Origin of the sequence: Novosphingobium sp. P6W (genome assembly GCF_000876675.2) — a bacterium.
In the GTDB taxonomy this organism is placed as follows: Bacteria; Pseudomonadota; Alphaproteobacteria; order Sphingomonadales; family Sphingomonadaceae; genus Novosphingobium.
Genome location: NZ_CP030353.1, coordinates 1,875,483 through 1,893,620, shown reverse-complemented (window position 1 = coordinate 1,893,620; position 18,138 = coordinate 1,875,483). Strand labels below are relative to the sequence as shown.

12 protein-coding genes are annotated in these 18,138 nt (G+C 64.6%); 9 read left to right on the top strand and 3 right to left on the bottom strand.

What is annotated here, in order from left to right; genetic code table 11:
- Positions 1–56 precede the first annotated feature (56 nt).
- The 6 genes from TQ38_RS24265 to TQ38_RS24240 all read left to right on the top strand — a co-directional run bounded on the left by TQ38_RS24265 (position 57) and on the right by TQ38_RS24240 (position 9,435).
- A complete protein-coding gene (locus TQ38_RS24265; protein WP_240198083.1) occupies positions 57–1,631 on the top strand; it encodes a phospholipase D-like domain-containing protein in 1,575 nt (524 codons plus the stop codon).
- A 134-nt stretch (positions 1,632–1,765) separates the two neighbouring features.
- On the top strand, positions 1,766–2,389 hold the full coding sequence (locus tag TQ38_RS24260; protein ID WP_043970224.1) for a TetR/AcrR family transcriptional regulator: 624 nt from the start codon (positions 1,766–1,768) through the stop codon (positions 2,387–2,389).
- Positions 2,390–2,855: 466 nt separating this feature from the next.
- On the top strand, positions 2,856–3,254 hold the full coding sequence (locus TQ38_RS24255; protein WP_043970221.1) for a hypothetical protein: 399 nt from the start codon (positions 2,856–2,858) through the stop codon (positions 3,252–3,254).
- Positions 3,251–4,528, top strand: a complete 1,278-nt coding sequence (locus TQ38_RS24250) for an efflux RND transporter periplasmic adaptor subunit (protein WP_240198082.1) — start codon at positions 3,251–3,253, stop codon at positions 4,526–4,528. Before TQ38_RS24255 ends, TQ38_RS24250 begins: the two co-directional genes overlap by 4 nt.
- 199 nt (positions 4,529–4,727) lie before the next feature.
- A complete protein-coding gene (locus TQ38_RS24245; protein ID WP_043970220.1) occupies positions 4,728–7,913 on the top strand; it encodes an efflux RND transporter permease subunit in 3,186 nt (1,061 codons plus the stop codon).
- 106 nt (positions 7,914–8,019) lie between these two features.
- Positions 8,020–9,435, top strand: a complete 1,416-nt coding sequence (locus TQ38_RS24240; RefSeq protein WP_043970219.1) for an efflux transporter outer membrane subunit — start codon at positions 8,020–8,022, stop codon at positions 9,433–9,435.
- Between the two features lie 201 nt (positions 9,436–9,636).
- On the opposite strand, the gene kdgD is transcribed toward TQ38_RS24240, so the two are convergent.
- Positions 9,637–10,563: a 5-dehydro-4-deoxyglucarate dehydratase gene (gene kdgD, locus TQ38_RS24235; RefSeq protein WP_043970218.1), complete on the bottom strand. Its 927-nt coding sequence runs from the start codon at positions 10,561–10,563 to the stop codon at positions 9,637–9,639.
- Between the two features lie 149 nt (positions 10,564–10,712).
- Between kdgD and TQ38_RS24230 the strand changes: the two genes are divergently transcribed.
- Complete coding sequence (locus TQ38_RS24230; RefSeq protein ID WP_240198081.1) at positions 10,713–11,621, top strand: LysR family transcriptional regulator; 909 nt, start codon at positions 10,713–10,715, stop codon at positions 11,619–11,621.
- Between the two features lie 30 nt (positions 11,622–11,651).
- Here TQ38_RS24230 and TQ38_RS24225 read toward each other — a convergent pair whose 3' ends face one another.
- Positions 11,652–13,511: a hypothetical protein gene (locus TQ38_RS24225; RefSeq protein WP_043970217.1), complete on the bottom strand. Its 1,860-nt coding sequence runs from the start codon at positions 13,509–13,511 to the stop codon at positions 11,652–11,654.
- The gene (locus TQ38_RS24220; protein WP_043970733.1) at positions 13,508–14,854 is read right to left on the bottom strand and encodes an MFS transporter; all 1,347 of its coding nucleotides are present in this window, start codon (positions 14,852–14,854) and stop codon (positions 13,508–13,510) included. Before TQ38_RS24220 ends, TQ38_RS24225 begins: the two co-directional genes overlap by 4 nt.
- A 131-nt stretch (positions 14,855–14,985) precedes the next feature.
- On the opposite strand from TQ38_RS24220, the gene TQ38_RS24215 reads away from it, so the two are divergent.
- Together TQ38_RS24215 and TQ38_RS24210 are read left to right on the top strand one after the other, a co-directional pair.
- Positions 14,986–15,246 (top strand): hypothetical protein, encoded by a 261-nt coding sequence (locus TQ38_RS24215; protein WP_043970216.1) that lies wholly within the window; start codon positions 14,986–14,988, stop codon positions 15,244–15,246.
- 2 nt (positions 15,247–15,248) lie between these two features.
- Positions 15,249–18,104, top strand: a complete 2,856-nt coding sequence (locus tag TQ38_RS24210) for a TonB-dependent receptor (RefSeq protein ID WP_043970215.1) — start codon at positions 15,249–15,251, stop codon at positions 18,102–18,104.
- Positions 18,105–18,138: the final 34 nt, after the last annotated feature.

The window sequence follows — 18,138 nt, the reverse complement described above, 5'->3', positions numbered from 1 at the left end:
AGACAACGGCTGACGATCGCTTGGCAGATCGCCCCAAGCCTGCGATGGCCCACCGCATGACTGATGAGACAACCATGCTTGAGCCGGGTCGAAACTGCTGGCGGATCGAACCTGCTACCCGGGCCACGGTCATCGTCGATGCGGACGACTATTTCAAAGCCGCGCGTGCGGCGATGATGAATGCCAGGAAGCAGATATTGCTGGTGGGCTGGGATTTCGACGCGCGCATCCGCTTCGGCGGTGACGTCGATGATGGCGGCCCGGATCGGGTCGGAGAATTTCTAAGCTGGCTGGTGAAACGCACGCCGGGCCTGCACGTCCATATCCTGCGGTGGGACACCGGCGCGATAAAGACGATCTTCCAGGCGCAGACGTTGATGCGGATGGCACGGTGGATCAAGGACCCCCAGATTCACCTTCGCCTGGACGGCCATCACCCCCCGGCCGGATCGCACCACCAGAAAGTGGTCGTGATCGACGATGACGTCGCTTTTTGCGGCGGCATCGACATGACCGTGGATCGCTGGGACACGCGCGGCCATGCCGACGACGAGCCGCGCCGTGTCGAGCCGGACGGCACTCCCTACGGACCATGGCACGATGCCACGACCATATTGCAGGGCCCCGTCGCGCGCGCTCTGGGTGATATGTGCCGGCGGCGCTGGGAAGTATCGGGAGGCGGCACCCTCGAGCCGGTCGAGGGTATCGATGACGACGACTGCTGGCCCGGTCACGTCACAGCAGACTTCACCGACGTCGAAGTCGGCGTCGCGCTCACCGTCCCCGAGATGGCGGACCAGGAACCTCGCCACGAGATCGAGCAGCTCTACGTCGACCTGATCGCGCGCGCAAAACGGTGGGTCTATGCCGAAAGCCAGTATTTTGCCTCGCGCAAGGTGGCAGAGGCGATTGCGAAGCGGCTGGCCGAACCGGACGGCCCGGAATTCGTGATCGTCCATCCGACCAACGCGCAGGGCTGGCTTGAACCGATCGCCATGGATTCAGCGCGCGCCCGTCTGGTCGAGGCGCTGCACGAGCAAGACCCTCACGGTCGCCTGCGGCTCTACCACCCCTTTACCGCCGGCGGCGAGGCGATCTACGTCCATGCCAAGGTGACGGTGATCGATGACGAAGTGCTGCGCGTCGGATCGTCGAACTTCAACAATCGCTCGCTCAGGCTCGATACCGAATGCGATGTCGTCATCGATGCCGGACGGCCAGCCAATGCCGATGAGCGCGAGACGATCGCGGGCATCCGCAATTCGCTGCTGGCCGAACATCTCGATAGCGACTGCGAGTCTGTCGCGGCGCTGATCGCCGAGACCGGATCGATCATCCAGACGGTCGAGCAACTGCGGGGCCCCGGCCGGTCGCTGCGCCCCTACGAAGTACCCGAACTCGATGCGGTGCGTGAATGGCTGGCCGACAACAAGATACTCGACCCGGAAGGGCCGGGAGAGATGTTCGAAGCACTTTCCAAACGCAAAACTCTGCTGAAACGCCTGCGCCCCCATCTTCACCGCAGCGACGGCAGCCTGTCTCCGATCAGGACCGCCGCGACGGTCGGCGGAGCCGCAGTCGGCGCCGCCTTGATCGGCCTGCTCGTCTTAAAGGGCCAGAACAGGAAATAGGAGGATCACGCGCTCAGCACACGGAAGTTCGGCGTTCGAGACGGTTCCGCTCAGCGTTGCGGGCCTTGACCAAAAGGATAGGAAGGGAAGCGCCACTGGACGCAGCCGCTCCGCCTACCTATATACCGCTCGGTATGAAATGTTCGGCCCCCAATACGGCCCCCACTGCGAGTCGGGGCCGACCGCGTGAATTCGATCCTGACAAGGCGCTTGCTTCCGCGCTGCGCGTATTCTGGACGCGCGGCTACGAAGGCGCTTCGATGGCGGAGCTGACCGAGGCCATGGGCATCACCAAGCCCAGCCTCTACGCGTGTTTCGGCAACAAGGAAGCGCTCTTCAAGAAGGCGCTGGAACTCTACGAGCGTGACAAGCTGGCCTATGTCGGCAAAGCGCTCGATGCGCCCACCGCCCGCGGCGTGGCCGAGCGTCTGCTCAACGGTGCCGTCGCGACGCATTGCGGCACCAGCGATCCCCACGGCTGCCTTGGCGTCATCAGCACGGTCGCCTGCGCGACTGAAGACGATTCGATCCGCGAGCATGTCATCGCCAGGCGCATCGCGACAGAGGCGGCCATCGCCCAACGGTTTCTGCGTGCGCAGAGCGAAGGCGACCTGCCCGGCAGCGTCGACGCAAAAGCGTTGGCCGGCTGCCTGACCACTGTCCTCCAAGGGATGTCGGTCAAGGCGCAGGGATGTCTTTGCCCCACTGAACTGCAAGGTACAGTCGACTCGTTCCTGTCGATGTGGCCCAGCCGCTAGGGCTGACTTTCGGGAAAGGCGCCGAAGTGCGGACCGCTCTTAGGCGAAGCCGGGCGCGGCACCTTCCACGCCTTCCACAAAAATTTCATTCAACTGCCGTTCACCTCTTGAAAAGCCTGGCGCGACCTAATTTACCGGTCGGTACAGAAAGCCGCTTGACGCAACGCAGCATGGAATATATACCACTCGGTATAGAAAGTCACTGCCCGACTCGCCGCCGACACGGCATCGGGTAATCCCTCAACAACCAACTGGCCCTCACGGGTCGGTCATGGCGCCTCAACCCACGCGGGTCGCAGGCCCACATTACGCAGAACTGGCAGTTGCCCGGTCGGACACCCGTGTCCGCCGCCGGCCGACTGCACCCGAAACCCTTCCGGCTGCCCCGAGCCGGAAGTTGCCCCGGTGTGCGCCCTTCCCCCGTCCCGGGGCGTGCGCCGGGGCACTCCAGGAAGGAGCACGAGACATGGCCTTCATCGATTTCGCCGATGCAGCACACCAGGCGCTGCCCATCGCAATTTCCGTCCCGGCGCACCCGACCGCCGAAACACAGCCACTTTCCCCGCTGGAACACCGCGTCGTGGCGCTCGCGCGCGAGGACGGCCTTGGCACTCTGCGCCCCCAGCGCAAGCGAGGCTGGCTTTCGCGGCTGATCTTCGGCCCGACGCCCCCTTCGGCCATGCTGGCCAACGAACAACTCGAAGCCCTTCGGCGCCTGGCGGTCCACGCCTGGCACCAGGGCTACACCCTGCCGGTCTCGGCGCTGAAGGAGGCCCGCGCGGCCGGTCACAGCGAAGCCAAGATCGGTGCCGTCATAGATATAATCGGCCGCTCGAAAGCGCCCTTCCGGAGGCTCGCCGCGTGAATCTCGCCACATCTCTTGAAATCCCTTCCGAATATGCACGGGACAGCGACGTAAGGACCGAGCGCGGCTCGTCCTCGCGCCGGATGCCGGTCGTCATCGGCGCCCTGGCGCTGGTCGCGGTCGCAGGCCTGGGCTGGAAATTCCTCCAGCCCGAGCCTGCCGCCGCGCTGCCACCGCCAACCGTCGTCCAGACCGCCCATCCGCTTGTGCGGGACGTGACGCAGTGGGACGATTACGTCGGCCGTTTCGCCCCCAGCAAGACGGTTGAGGTGCGCCCGCGCGTGTCGGGTGCGATTACCCAGATCCTGTTCAAGGACGGCGACTATGTTCAGGCCGGGCAGGCGCTGTTCGTGGTCGACCAGCGACCCTACCGCGCCGCCCTTGCAGAAGCGCAGGCGGATGCAGCATCGGCCAGCGCCAATCTGGCCCTCGCTCGTTCCGACTATTCCCGCGTTGCCGGGCTGACCGGGGACGAAGCGATGGCCGCCAGCGAAGTCGATCAGCGCCGCGCCCGAGTGCGCGCCGCCGAGGCTGCACTGGCCGGCGCGCAGGCACGGGTACGCACCCGTAGCCTCGACGTGGAATTCGCCACCGTGCGCGCGCCGATCTCGGGCCGCGTGTCCGACCGCCGTGTGGATTCGGGCAACCTCGTCTCCGGCGACAATGGCGCCGGGGCTACGCTGCTCACGACGATCAATGCCGTTTCTCCGATCTACTTCACCTTCGACGCCTCTGAATCGCTGTTCCTCAAGACCCAGCGCGACAAAGCCGAAAAGCGCGATGCCGCTCCCGTTGAGGTTCGCCTGCAGGACGAGGCCGACTATCGCTGGAAGGGCAGGCTGGACTTCACCGACAACGGGCTGGACCCGCGTTCGGGCACGATCCGCGTGCGCGCCAGCCTCGACAACGCCGATGGGTTCCTGACCCCGGGCATGTTCGGCAACATGCGCCTCGCCAGCGGCGGCACCGTCAAGGCCATGCTGGTGCCCGACGCGGCGATCCGTGCCGACCAGACCCGCAAGGTCGTGATGGTCGTGGGCAAGGATGGCACCGTGGCCAGCAGGCCGGTCGAAACCGGACCGCTGATCGGCGATCTTCGCGTCGTGCGCTCGGGTTTGAAGGCGGACGATACGGTGGTCATCTCCAACTACCAGGCCGTCATGCCCGGCGCGCATGTGCAGACCAAGGCGGGCAAGATCGTTTCGGGCGCTCAGGTCCAGGCAGGACCCGGCCCGGCCGAACCGGCTGCCGCGCAGGCCACGCTCGTGAACTGACAGCGCCGATACACAAGAACCCGTTATCCTTCGCGAAAGCCGGGATGACGAAGAAATAGGACAGGCCGGCCGCGTTTCCGCCGCGGAAGCCTTACGCCGTTCTCACCTCGACCTACCGCGCCACCGGCGCGCCGGAATGCCTTGCTTGCAGCCCCCGCTGCAAGCCTGCCCCGACGCGCGCCCAGAAGGGCCACCCAAAATGCGACTTTCCCGCTTCTTCATCGACCGCCCGATCTTCGCGGGCGTCATCGCGGTGATCATCACCGTGATCGGCGCGCTGGCGTTCGTCGGCCTGCCGGTCAGCCAGTATCCCGACATCGTCCCGCCCACCGTGACGGTGACCGCCCAATACCCCGGCGCTTCAGCCGAAACCGTCGCCGACACCGTAGCTGCTCCCATCGAGCAGGAGATCAACGGTGTCGACGACATGCTTTATGTCGACTCGCAGTCCACCGGCGACGGCAAGGTGACGATCACCGTCACCTTCAAGATCGGCACCGACCTCGACGCCGCGCAGGTGCTTGTGCAGAACCGCGTGGCAGTTGCCACGCCGCGCCTGCCCGAAGAAGTGCAGCGCCTGGGCGTAATCACACGCAAGTCCTCGCCGGACTTCCTGATGGTGGTCAACCTCCAGTCACCCGATGGAACTTATGACCGCGACTACCTTTCGAACTACGCGCTAACCCAGGTCAAGGACCGGCTGGCGCGCGTTGAGGGCGTGGGCGACGTGCAGCTGTTCGGCGCGCGCGACTACGGAATGCGCATCTGGATCGATCCCGGCCGCGCAGCGGAAATGGACCTGACCGCCGGTGAGATCGTCGCCGCGCTCAGGGCTCAGAACGTGCAGGTTTCGGCAGGGTCCATCGGTGCACCGCCGTTCGACAAGGGCAACGCCTACCAGGTCGGCGTGGAACTTCAGGGCCGCCTTGCCGACCCGAAGCAGTTCGCCGATATCGTGGTCCGCACCGATCCGGGCGGCCATCAGGTGCGCGTGCGCGATGTCGCCCGCGTCGAGCTGGGCGCGCAGGACTACAACACCAACACCTATCTCTCGGGCAAGCCCACCATCGTCATGGCGGTGCTGCAGCGCCCCGGCTCCAACGCGCTGGAATCCGCGCAGGCCGTCCGCGCCGAGATGGATACCCTTGCCGCCAAGTTCCCCAAGGGCCTTGAATATTCGGTTATCTACAACCCCACCGAATTCATCGGCCAGTCGATCGACGCCGTCTATCACACCCTGTTCGAGGCGGTGATCCTCGTCGTCCTCGTCATCCTCGTGTTCCTGCAGAACTGGCGTGCGGCGATCATCCCGATCATCGCCATCCCGGTCTCGCTGGTCGGCACGGCGGTGATGCTGGCAGCCGTGGGCTATTCACTCAACAACCTCTCGCTGTTCGGGCTCGTGCTCGCCATCGGCATCGTCGTCGATGACGCGATCGTCGTGGTCGAGAACGTGGAACGCTACATCGAGGAAGGACTAACCCCGCTTGAAGCCTCGCGCCGTTCGATGGACGAGGTTTCCGGCGCGCTTGTGGCCATCGTCCTGGTGCTCTGCGCGGTCTTTGTGCCGACGCTGTTCATCGATGGCATTTCCGGCCAGTTCTACAAGCAGTTCGCCGTCACCATCTCGACCGCGACGGTGCTGTCGCTGATCATCTCGCTCACCCTTTCTCCAGCGCTGGCAGCGATCCTGCTGCGCCACAAGGAACGCCTTGGCGAGGATGCGCCGCGCTGGCGCCGTGTCCTGCAATCGGCGGGCGACCGCTTCAACCACGGCTTCGAGCGGATGAGCGACAGCTATGCCCGCCTCACCGCCCGTCTCGTGGTTCTGCCCGCGCGCATGATGGCCGTCTACGGCGCCCTCATCGCCGCTACCGTGGGCCTGTTCTGGGCGACGCCGACTGGCTTCGTTCCGCAGCAGGACCAGGGCTACTTCCTTGCCGCCGCGTTTCTGCCCTCCGGTTCCTCGCTGGAGCGCACGGACCAGGTGACGCAGGACATCGCCAAGCGGCTGCTGCCCATCAAGGGCATTCGCGGCGCGGTGATGTTCGCCGGCTTCCACGGGCCTTCGCGCACCGCCGCTCCCGATGCCGCCGCGATTTACTTCCCGTTCAAGTCCTTCGAGGAACGCAAGGAACTGGGCGTTACCTACGACCAGATCATGAAGCAGGCGCAGGAGGCGATGAAGGGCTACGACAAGGCGCAGGTCCTGTTGATCCCGCCGCCGACCATCAACGGCATCGTCCCCGCCGGCGGCTACCGCATGATCGTCGAGGACAATGAAGGACGCGGCTACGGCGACCTTGCCAAGGCCACCGGTCCGCTGATCGCCAAGGCCAACCAGAGCAAGGGCCTGCATCAGATCTACACCCTGTTCGATCAGAACACCCCGCGCGTCTTCGCCGACGTCGACCGCCGCAAGGCCGATCTGCTGGGCGTTCCTCCCGAACGTGTGTTCGAGGCGCTTCAGGTCTACCTCGGCTCGGCGTTCGTGAACGACTTCAACCTGCTCGGCCGCACCTACCGCGTCACCGCTCAGGCCGACCAGGCCCATCGCGGCTCGGTCGCCGATATCGCCAACCTCAAGACCCGGTCGAATTCCGGCGCGATGGTTCCCATCGGTTCGGTAGCCAATTTCGAGGACAAGACCGGCCCTTACCGCGTCGTGCGCTACAACCTGCACCCGGCCATCGAGGTCGACGGCAACGTCGCCCCCGGATACTCGACCGGACAAGCGCTTTCGACGATGGAAAAGCTTGCCGACGACACCCTGCCGGCAGGCTACGGCCACGAATGGACAGGCATCGCCTACCAGCAGTCCACCGCCGGCAATACGGCAGGCGTCGTCTTCGGCATGGCGGTCCTGTTCGTGTTCCTCGTCCTTGCCGCGCAGTACGAAAGCCTGACCTTGCCACTGGCGATCATCCTGATCGTGCCGATGTGTCTTCTCGCAGCGATGCTGGGCGTCAACTTCAGGGGCATGGACAACAATATCCTCACCCAGATCGGCCTTGTTGTGCTGATCGCGCTGTCGGCGAAGAACGCGATCCTCGTGGTCGAATTCGCCAAGCAGGCCGAAGACGAACGCGGCATGTCTCCGGTGGAGGCCGCCATCTACGCCGCCCGGACCCGTCTGCGCCCGATCCTGATGACCAGCTTCGCGTTCATCCTGGGCGCCGTGCCTCTGGTTATCGCGGAAGGCGCCGGTTCCGAGCTTCGCCAGGCGCTGGGCACAGCGGTGTTCTTCGGCATGGCGGGCGTCACCGGGTTCGGCCTGCTGTTCACGCCGACCTTCTACGTCGTGTGCCGCAATCTTGCCGAAAGGCTCGGCGGCCGCCGCGGCCCGAACCATCACGCCAGCCACGCGCTGCAGCCGGCGGAATGATCCTGGCAGTCCAGGGTAGGCGGGATCGAACCTGCCGACCCTGGACTTGCCAAGGACCGCAAAATTCACACCGCCGCCAGTCGCGGCGAATGACAGGATATCTTCGATGATGACGAAGACCATCGCGGCCTTGCTGGCCGCAACCGCCCTTTCCGCCTGCGCGGTGGGCCCCGACCATGTCGCGCCTACCCCGCCCCCGTCCGCCGAGGCGCCTTTCGTGGGCATGCAGTCCGCCGAAGTGACCGCCGGCGCACCCGTGGCGCAGTGGTGGCACCTCTACAACGACACCGTGCTCGACGGCCTCGTCACCGACGCGCTACGCGCCAACACCGATCTGCGCATCGCGCTGGCCCGGATAGAGCGCGCCCGTGCTTCCCTGCGCGGATCGCGATCGGACGCACTGCCCAGCACCACCATCGACGCCACCGGCACCTATGGCCGCGCCTCGGAAAGCCAGGTCCTGCCCGGCTATGACCGCGAAGGCCGCCGCGTCGATGGCGGCCTCTCGGTCGGTTACGAGCTGGACCTGTTCGGCCGCGTAAAGCGCGGGATCGAAGCCTCGCGCGCCGATCTCGGCGCTGCGCAGGAGGATGCCGACGCCGTTCGGGTGACCGTGGTGGCGGATACAGTGCGCGCCTATGTCGACGCCACCAGCGCAGGCGAACAGATCGACGTCGCCGAACGCACGGTGGACCTGCTCGCCCGATCGGAGCGGATCACCAATGCCCGTTTCGAGCGCGGACTCAACCAGAAGCTCGACGTGATCCGCACCATCCAACTGCGCGAGGCTCAGGCCGCCGCGATCCCCGCGCTGGAGGCACGCCGGGACGCAGCCCTGTTCCGCATCGCGGTGCTCACCGGCCGAACCCCGCAGGACCTGCCCGATGCGGTGATCGCCCGCACCACCACACCCAATGTCGGCCAGCCCATCCCGGTGGGCGACGGCGCCACGCTGCTGTCACGCCGTCCCGACGTGAAGGCCGCCGAGCGCCGCCTCGCCGCCGATACCGCGCGTATCGGCGTAGCCACGGCAGACCTCTATCCGCGCATCACGCTGGGCGGCTCGGTAGGCACCACGGCCGTGGGCGCCACCGAAGTGTTCGGTGGCGGCCCGCTGCGCTGGCTGCTGGGGCCGATGATATCGTGGGCCTTCCCCAACCAGGAAGCGATCCGCGCGCGTATCGGCGGCGCCAGGGCAGACGCCAAGGCGGACCTCGCCACTTTCGACGGCGCCGTTCTGCGTGCGCTGGGGGAAACGGAAACCGCGCTTTCGGCCTACCGCAACGCGCTGCTGCGCAAGGAGCGCCTCTCCGCATCACGCGATGCCGCCAGCCGCGCCGCGAACGTAGGCTTGGCCCGCCAGAGCCGGGGCGAAATCGACGCACTCGCCGTGCTGGACGCCCAGCGCACCCTGGCGCAAGCCGAAGCGGACTCCGCCGCCGCAACCCGCGACGTGGCTTTTGCCCAGGTCGACCTGTTCCGTGCACTGGGCGGCACATGGCAGGACGCTCCGGCAACCTGACCGGCAAACGTCGTCCGATCAGGGTGCTCGAGTGTACGGATAGCGGCGAGCTGCTGTTGCAGCAGTGGCGATCACTGTTGAGGCCGCTGATCGATGATCAGGACACGGAAAAGCCCTGGCGGGTTTGCCTTGCCAGAGATGCGCGGCTGGCAAGGCAAACCCGCGCCGCGGGCTGTTGGAGCAGCCCGCGCGCAAGGTAGATCAGGCAGGCGCCCGCAGCGAAGCATTGGCCTTTTCTACAAGGACGCGCAGGTCCTGCTGCTCTGCATCGGTCAGGTCCGTCAGCGGCAGGCGCACCGGACCGGCAGGGCGGCCGATCACATTCATGCCCGCCTTGACGATCGAGACGGCATAGCCCGCATTGCGGTTGCGAATGGCAATGTAGGGCAGCACGAAATCGCTCAGCTGGGCCATAACCGCAGCCTTGTCGCGCGCGCGCACGGCCTTGTAAAAGCCCAGCGCCCATTCCGGCATGAAGTTGAAGATCGCTGAGGAATAAGTCGTCACGCCCATCTCCAGATAGGCCGGGGCGAACGTTTCGGCGGTGGGCAGGCCGCCGATGTAGGTCAGCCTGTCACCCATCTTGGCATAGATGCGCATCATCAGTTCGACATCGCCGATGCCGTCTTTGTAGCCGATAAGATTGGCATTGCGTTCGCAAAGCGCGGCCAGCGTATCTTCGTTGATGATCGCATTGTCGCGGTTGTAGACGATCACGCCCAGCGAGGTCGCCTTGCAGACCGCCTCGATATGCGCGGCCAGCCCTTCCTGCGTCGAATTGACGAGGTACGGCGGCAGCAGCAGGATGCCATTGGCGCCGGCCTGCTCTACGTCGCGGGCGATCCCTGTAGCGATTGCGGTGCCATAGCCGCATCCCGAAAGCACGGGCACCTTGCCGACCGCTTCCTCGACCGCAGCCTTGACCACCACCGGCACTTCCGCCGGTGTCAGCGAGAAGAATTCGCCGGTGCCGCCGGCGGCGAACAGGCCCACGACATCATAGTCGGACAGCCATGCGAGATGCTCGCGGTAGGCTCCTTCATCGAAGGCCATGTCCCGGTCGAAATGGGTGACCGGGAACGAGAGAAGGCCTGCGCCGATCCGGGCAGCCAGTTCCTGAGGCGACATCGCTAATGCTCCAATTGATCCTGTGGCACTTTGCTAGCCGTCCCGCGCCCTTGCACCCACCGCTTAGAATGGATCAATTCATGTCCACCCGGCATCGATGGAATGCGTCAGGCGGGATAACCTAGCGTCTTTCACTGAGAGCGGGCAGCATGTACGCATCGATCATGTTCGAACTGACACACTTGCGCTGCTTCGTCGTCCTGGCCGAAGAACTCCACTTCGGCCGCGCGGCAGAGCGTCTGCACATGACCCAGTCGCCGCTCAGCCGGCAGATCCAGGTGCTGGAACGTATCCTGGGGGTTGAACTGTTCAACCGCACCAGCCGCCGGGTCACGCTGACGCTGGCCGGTGAGACATTCCTCCACGAAGCGCGGCGCATCGTCCGCCTGTCCGAAAGCGCGGCGCTGGCGGCGCGGCGGGTGTGGAAAGGCGAGACGGGGCGCATCTCGATCGGCTTCACGGCGGTCTCGGGCTATGTCCTGCTGCCGCGCATCGTCAAGCGCGCGGCGGTGGAGCTGCCGGGGCTGGAACTGCAATTGCATGAACTGGTCTCTGGCGATCAGTTCGAAGCGCTGCATACCGGGCTGATCGATCTTGCGCTGGTACGTCCGCCGATAGACCGGGTGCAGTTCGATTCCGCACCGCTGCTGCTGGAAAACCTGCTTGTCGCCCTGCCCGAAGATCATCCGCTGGCAGGGCAGGAAAGTTTCGGCCCGGCAGACTTCGACGGTATCGACCTTGTCATGTATGCCCAGCGCGGCGCCGGATACTTTCACCGGTTGCTCAGCAGCCTGTTCGAGCGGGCCGGAGCGGCGCCGAACTACGTGCAGTATGTCACTCAGATCCATTCGCTGCTCGGCCTTGTGGGCGCAGCGCTGGCGCCGGGGATCGTGCCTGAAGCGGCGGCGGGACTGCATCCGCGAGGGGTTGTGTTCCGCCCGTTCGTGAGCGAGCCGGAAACGCCGGTGGAACTGCACCTTGCCTGGCGGCGCGAGAGCGAGAACCCCGCCTTACCGGCGTTCCGGGACTTGTGCCTGAAAGCGGTATCGGCGGCGTGATGTCCTCCCGTTATCTGGGAGGATAACGTTTCAAGCCATCAAGTCGGGCCACGCCAAAGTCGGCTGCTGGCTATGGCGGTTCATTTCCAGGGTAATGCGCGCGCCTGACCCCGGTTCGATTCGCAAGGCCAGATCACGGCTGCCGACAGGAATGCGCCTATCTCCCAGCCGCACCGCCTCGATCCGGTGCTCGCCGTACCCACCGCCCCGGATCACGAGCCGCCGCGCCAGAGCCGGGTTGAGGTTCACCAGCGACAGCGTCGTCGTGTTCGCGTCCAGCTTCTCCACCAGCACTGCCACGTCTTCGGGCAAGCCGGGACGCCTGCGATCGGCATCGAAATGCCGTAGCCGCGCAAACAGCAAGGTCCCGCCCTGGTTCGGCGAAGTTGGCGACCAGGGCGGGCGGGCGACGTGGATCGCCCCCATCGTCTGGTGCATCAGAGCCGTCACCGAAACCGGATTACGCTCGATCGGATTGTCGGCCAGGCGGGTCTGCGCGGTCGTCTTGTCCTCACGCACGCGGACGAGCTGCGTGCGCACACGCTCCATGTCGGCCAGCAGGGCCTGTTCGGCCCAATCCGGCGCCTTGCCGTCAAGGAACTGTGTCCACGGCGTCGGCGCCATAGCGGCGCGGTCGCTGCCCTGCATGGAGAGATACCAGATTTCGCCGGTATTGAAGCGGTAAGGGCCGGGCTTGAAGCTGTACCAGCCCTCGCTGCCGTGCATTGTCGGAGCCGACATCACGCCGTCCACCTTGCGCGAAGCCGCATTGATACGTGCGTTCTGATCGCGCCACACCTGCAGATAGCGGTCGTCTCCCGTGGCGATATAGGCGTTCATGAATCCCAGAATCGCGCGCGGGATGCGGTTGCGGTCTTCCCGCTTGCCGGTGACGGGGTTTATCGGGCTGAATCCCCAGCCGTAGGTGCCGCCATACCACTTGCCGCCCGCGCCGCCGCCGACGGTGCCATCGGGGCCGATGTTGCTGGGAAGGATGCCGTCGTTGGCCCGGGCGCGCGCTGCCCATGCCTCGACATATTCAAGCATCCAGTCGCGAAACCGGTTCTCGCCCGTCAGCATCCAGGCGTTGAAGCCCAGCGCGGTGGAGTGGAGGTTGAGCGGGTTGTCCCCCACCGTCTCGGTATATTCGCGGTAGTGTTCGAGCGTGTCTGCGTAACTGGTCTCACCGTGGACCATTTCGAAGGGCGCGGTGTCGAACGGATCGCCCGCCCAGTCGAGCATCGTTGCCGGGCGCATAAGCGGGCCGATGCTGCCGTTGAACATCGAGCGGATCAGTCGCAGCTTGGGATCGTAGTTGGCCGCGATGGGATCGCGCCCGGTGTAGAAATCCGCGAAACGGCGCGCGCGCTCGATCAGCTTGCGGTCGCCGGGCGTGCACAGACCGAGCTGGTTGAAGGTGGTCAGGCCTTCGGAGATGTGTTGCCAATCCATCTGGGGCGGAAATTCGCGAACGTACATGCCATTTCGGCCCATCGGCACGTCACGCGTTCTGGCTCGCGAATACTGCGCGAAATGCGCTTCCTGCACTGCGCGGGCCAGCTGGAGGATATGGTCGCCCCCGCCCATCAGGTAGAGATAGGGCCAGTCGTTCACTGCCTCAATGGCATCGTCCGGGCCATCGTTGGCACCCCAACGCAGGAATGCCTCGATCTCGTGCTTCTGGTTGAAGTAGCGGTCGTGGAACGCCTGCGCGGCGTCGCCCTGCATGGCGATCAGGTGGCGCTGCAGCACAGCCCAGCGCGGCGCCGCCATCGGCGTGTCGATGGCGATCTCGGGCGCCTTGCGGGCCTCGGCGGCAAGGCCCGGCACCGCAGCGGTCAGCGCAACGATACCGCTGCCGGCAAGGAGGGAGCGTCGGTCGAAATTCATGGCACCAGCTCCAGGCGTTCCAGCTTCTGCACTATGAAGAAGTAGGCGACGATGGTCAGCAGGCAATGCGCGCCGACAAAGACCAGCGCGGTATCGAACGACCCGGCATTGGCGACCAGCACGCCTACAACAATGGGGGTGACGATACCCGCTGCGTTGCCGAACGTATTGAACACGCCCCCGGCCAGCCCTGCCAGCTTGCGGGGCGCGACATCGGACATCACCGCCCAGCCGAGCGAGGCCACGCCTTTGCCGAAGAACGCCAAAGACATCAGCAGGATAACGCCCCAGCGGCTCTCGACATAGGCGGCGGCCATGATGAGGCTGGCCAGCAGCATCCCGCCCAGCAGGGGCGCCTTGCGCGCCAGCGTGATCGACCCGGTCCGCGCGAGAATTTTGTCAGATACAACGCCCCCCGCAACCCCGCCGACGAAGCCGCACAGGGCCGGTACGGCGGCCACGAAGCCCGCTTCCAGAATGTCGAACCCGCGATCCTTGACGAGGTAGATCGGAAACCACGTCACGAAGAAATAGGTCAGCACGTTGATGCAGTATTGGCCCAGATAGATGCCGATCATCATCCGGTTCGCAAGCAACTGGCGCACATTGTTCCAGGTAAAGGTCGGATCGCCGCGCTTGCCCTTATGGCTATCGAGTTCGACCAGCCCGCCGCCTTCGCGAATAAGGTCGATCTCGGCCCGGTTGGCCCACTTGTGCCTGACGGGATCACGAATGAACGCGGCGAAGGCGAGCATCGCCATCAGGCCCAGTCCGCCCATCACGAAGAATACTGCCCTCCAGCCGAAGGTATGGACCACCCAGCCCATCAGCGGCGCAAAGGCAACCAGCGAGAAATACTGCGCGGAATTGAAGATCGCCGATGCCGTGCCCCGCTCCCTCGCAGGGAACCAGGCGGTGACGATGCGGGCGTTGCCGGGAAAAGAGGGCGCTTCGCATAGCCCCACCAGAAAGCGCAGCACGAAAAGCTGCGCGACCACGGCTGCTCCGGTCAGGAAGCCCGCAAAGCCCTGGATCGCAGTGAAGATCGACCATGTACCGATCGCGGCGATGTAAACCGGCCGCGTCCCGAAACGATCGAGCAGCAACCCGCCCGGAATCTGAGCCGCAGCATAGGCCCATGCGAATGCGGAGAGAATGAACCCGGTTTCGATCGCCCCCAGCCCCAACTCATCCGAAGCCGAGGCACCGGCAATCGAAAAGGTCGAGCGGTCCGCGTAGTTCAGCGAGGTGATGACGAAGACCAGAGCGATAATCAAAAACCGGACGCGCGTGGGTTTGGCGGTACTGGCGGGCGGGACGGCAATTTCGGCTCTGCTTGACACGTCCAACTCTCCCTTGCCCCATTTACGGGCTTATCCTTCGTCCAGACTAGGCGAGCGACGGGCGCCCCATCCATGCCGCAATTGAACTCGATCAATGCCGGCTGCGCATCATACATCGCACAGCCCGCCGGGTGAACGAACTTCGCCCCGGCCTGAAGCGCGCCGCGCCCGTCAATTTGCCCTTTCAACCACCCCATACTGCAACCGATGCTGCGCGTGCATCGATCGTGCCCCTTTTCGCGGACGAAGCAATGAACGACTGCGCCTATCGTCCTAACATCAAATTCACGGTTGCTGACACCGGTATCACGCTTACTGATAAAGCAGAGCCGGGGAAGCTCAACGATAACGGCGCACTTCAATGTGCCGGGTCGAACAAAAGGGGAGGATAACAATGAAGTCTTCAAAGGTACTTCGTCGCCGCCTGGCGCGCAGCGCTTCCATCACGGTACTGGCGATCGCCTGTGTTTCCCCGGCGATCGCGCAGGATGGCCAGGCTGACACCCTGGGCGGTGCCAGCCCCGCCGACATCATCGTCACCGGCTTTCGCAACTCGGTCCAGACCGCGCAGGCGGAAAAGCGCGAAGCAACCGGCGCGGTCGATGTCATCAAGGCCGAAGACATCGCCAAGTTCCCGGACAATAACCTCGCAGAGTCCCTTCAGCGTATTCCCGGCGTCGCAATCTCGCGAGAGGGCGGCGAAGGGCGCAGCATCTCCGTGCGCGGCCTTGGCCCTGAGTATACCCGCGTGCGCATCAACGGCATGGAAGCGGTCGCCACGACGGGCGGCTCCGATGCCGGCGGCGGCGTCAACCGTGGCCGCGGGTTCGATTTCAACGTCTTCGCATCCGAACTGTTCAACTCGCTGACCGTGCGCAAGACCGCCTCGGCCTCGGTGGAAGAAGGCTCGCTGGGCGCCACGGTAGACCTTCAGGCGGCCCGCCCGCTGGATTACAAGGACAACTTCGTGATCGCCGGATCGGCCCGCGCCGGCTACAACGACCTATCGAAAGCGTGGGACCCGCGCTTTGCCGGACTGGTAAGCTGGCAGAACGACAGCGGCACTTTCGGCGTGCTCGCCTCGGGCGCCTATTCCACCCGCACCATCAAGGAAACCGGCCACTCCACCGTGCGCTGGAGCCCGGCGGGCGTCAACGGCGGGTTCAACGCCGCCTCCACCCTGCCCGGTTATACCGCCGCCCAGATCAACACCGCACCTGCGGCAGACGGCTCCAACTGGGACAGCCTGATCTACCACCCGCGCATCCCGCGCTACGATACCTGGACCAACGATATCAAGCGCCTGGGGTTAACCGGCGCAGTCCAGTGGAAACCTTCGGATCGCACCGAAATCACCGTCGAGGGGCTCTATTCGAAGTCCGAGACGAAGCGTCAGGAAAACTACATCGAGGCGCTGTCGTTCAGCCGCACCGGGGCGTCTGGCAAGTCGCAGACGATCATCCGCGACGGCGAAGTCAACGACCAGAACGAGCTGGTCTACGGCGTGTTCGATGATGTCGACATGCGCATCGAATCGCGCCACGACGAATTCAGCACCACGTTCTATCAGGTCAATTCGGAACTGAAGCAGGAACTGTCCGACACTTTCCGCGTCAATGGCTATGTCGGCTATTCCAAGTCCAAATTCGACAGTCCGGTCCAGACCACCGTGGTACTTGACCGCCTGAACTCAGACGGCTTCAGCTGGGACTACCGCGACAACGACCGCTCGCCGACGATCAACTGGGGCTTCGACCCCAACAATCCGGCAAGCTGGTCGTTCATCAACGGCACATCCGACGTGCGCATCCGCCAGAACGAAGTCACCAACGACTACCTCTCGACCAAGCTCGGCGGGCAATGGGATCTGGCCGAAGGGTTCAAGCTGTCGTTCGGCGGTGAATATCGCCGCTTCCGCTACGATACCTTCGAATCCCGCCGTTTCGTCGCCGAAACCTCCTCGGGCACGCTGACCCCTGCACAGGTTGCAGCACTGACCACGCCTTTCAACGGCGTGACCGGCGATCCGGCTTATGGCGGCTACGTCATCCCGAACCTGCAGGGCTTCGTCGATACGCTGAACATCTACTGCAACTGCGTGACCGATATCAACGGACGCGCCGTGGACTTCCGCGTCAACGACCGCGACGTCGCCGGATCCAACCCCAACGCTACCGCCGCCAGTAACACCGGCAACATCAAGGAAGTCGACAAGGCGCTGTGGTTCCAGGTGGACTTCGAGCAGGAGTTCGGCGGCATCACCATCCGCGGCGATGCGGGTATGCGTTACGTCAAGACGCAGCAGACCTCGTTCGGCTATGGCCTTGCCAGCGGCGTAGCCACGCCGATCACGGTCAAGCGCAGCTATGAGAACTGGCTACCTTCGATGAACCTGGTGGCGGAATTCTCTCCCGAATTCCTCGTCCGCTTCGGCGCCGCGCAGGTCATTACCCGTCCGGGGCTGGGCGCGCTTTCCCCCGGCGGCAACCTGATATTGCAGGCCGCGAACCAGGTGTTCAACCAAGGCAACCCCTACCTGAACCCCACCGAGGCGTTCAACCTCGACCTTTCGGCCGAATGGTACTTTGCCCCCGGATCGCTGCTGGGCGTCAGCCTTTTCCAGAAGGACATCGGCTCGCTGAGCGGCACCCAGATCTCGACACTGGTGCCGTTCAACCAGCTCGGCTTCCCGCTGAACCTGGCGACCGATCAGGGCCTTGCCCCCGACGTCCCGGTTACCGTGCGCCGCACGATCAACGGCGACGGCGGCAAGCTCAAGGGCTTCGAAGTCAACTACCAGCACCAGCTCGATTTCCTGCCCGGTATCTTCAGCAACCTGGGCATCCTGGCGAACTATACGTACGTCAAGGCAGACCTGAAGTATCCAGGCCCCGGCGGTATCGGTGTGGTCACCGGCCCGCTCACCAACTTGTCCAAGCACACCGCCAACGGCACCTTGTTCTACGAAGACAAGCTGCTCTCCCTTCGCGGTTCGGTATCCTACCGTTCGGGCTATGTGGAATCTTTCGGCGGCGGCGCACGCGACCAGAACACCGAGGAAGGCGTCAACAGCGCGATCAATGTCGACGCTTCGATCGGCGTGAACATCACCGATGCCCTCACCCTTACCATCGAAGGCAACAACCTCACCAACGAGCGCAAGGACCAGTACATCGACAAGGATAACCGCGTCGTGCTGAACCACACCTTCGGGCGCCAGTTTTACTTCGGCGTGCGTTTCAAGTACTGACGGCTGACCCCGGCCCTGCACACAGCGCAGGGCC

Bases quoted from the DNA above. Each gene is read 5' to 3' on its own strand.
- TQ38_RS24240 (WP_043970219.1), top strand. From the start codon at position 8,020: ATGATGACGAAGACCATCGCGGCCTTGCTGGCCGCAACCGCCCTTTCC.
- TQ38_RS24255 (WP_043970221.1), top strand. From the start codon at position 2,856: ATGGCCTTCATCGATTTCGCCGATGCAGCACACCAGGCGCTGCCCATC.
- TQ38_RS24210 (WP_043970215.1), top strand. From the start codon at position 15,249: ATGAAGTCTTCAAAGGTACTTCGTCGCCGCCTGGCGCGCAGCGCTTCC.
- kdgD (WP_043970218.1), bottom strand. From the start codon at position 10,563: ATGTCGCCTCAGGAACTGGCTGCCCGGATCGGCGCAGGCCTTCTCTCG.
- TQ38_RS24260 (WP_043970224.1), top strand. From the start codon at position 1,766: ATGAAATGTTCGGCCCCCAATACGGCCCCCACTGCGAGTCGGGGCCGA.
- TQ38_RS24265 (WP_240198083.1), top strand. From the start codon at position 57: ATGACTGATGAGACAACCATGCTTGAGCCGGGTCGAAACTGCTGGCGG.
- TQ38_RS24230 (WP_240198081.1), top strand. From the start codon at position 10,713: ATGTACGCATCGATCATGTTCGAACTGACACACTTGCGCTGCTTCGTC.
- TQ38_RS24245 (WP_043970220.1), top strand. From the start codon at position 4,728: ATGCGACTTTCCCGCTTCTTCATCGACCGCCCGATCTTCGCGGGCGTC.
- TQ38_RS24225 (WP_043970217.1), bottom strand. From the start codon at position 13,511: ATGAATTTCGACCGACGCTCCCTCCTTGCCGGCAGCGGTATCGTTGCG.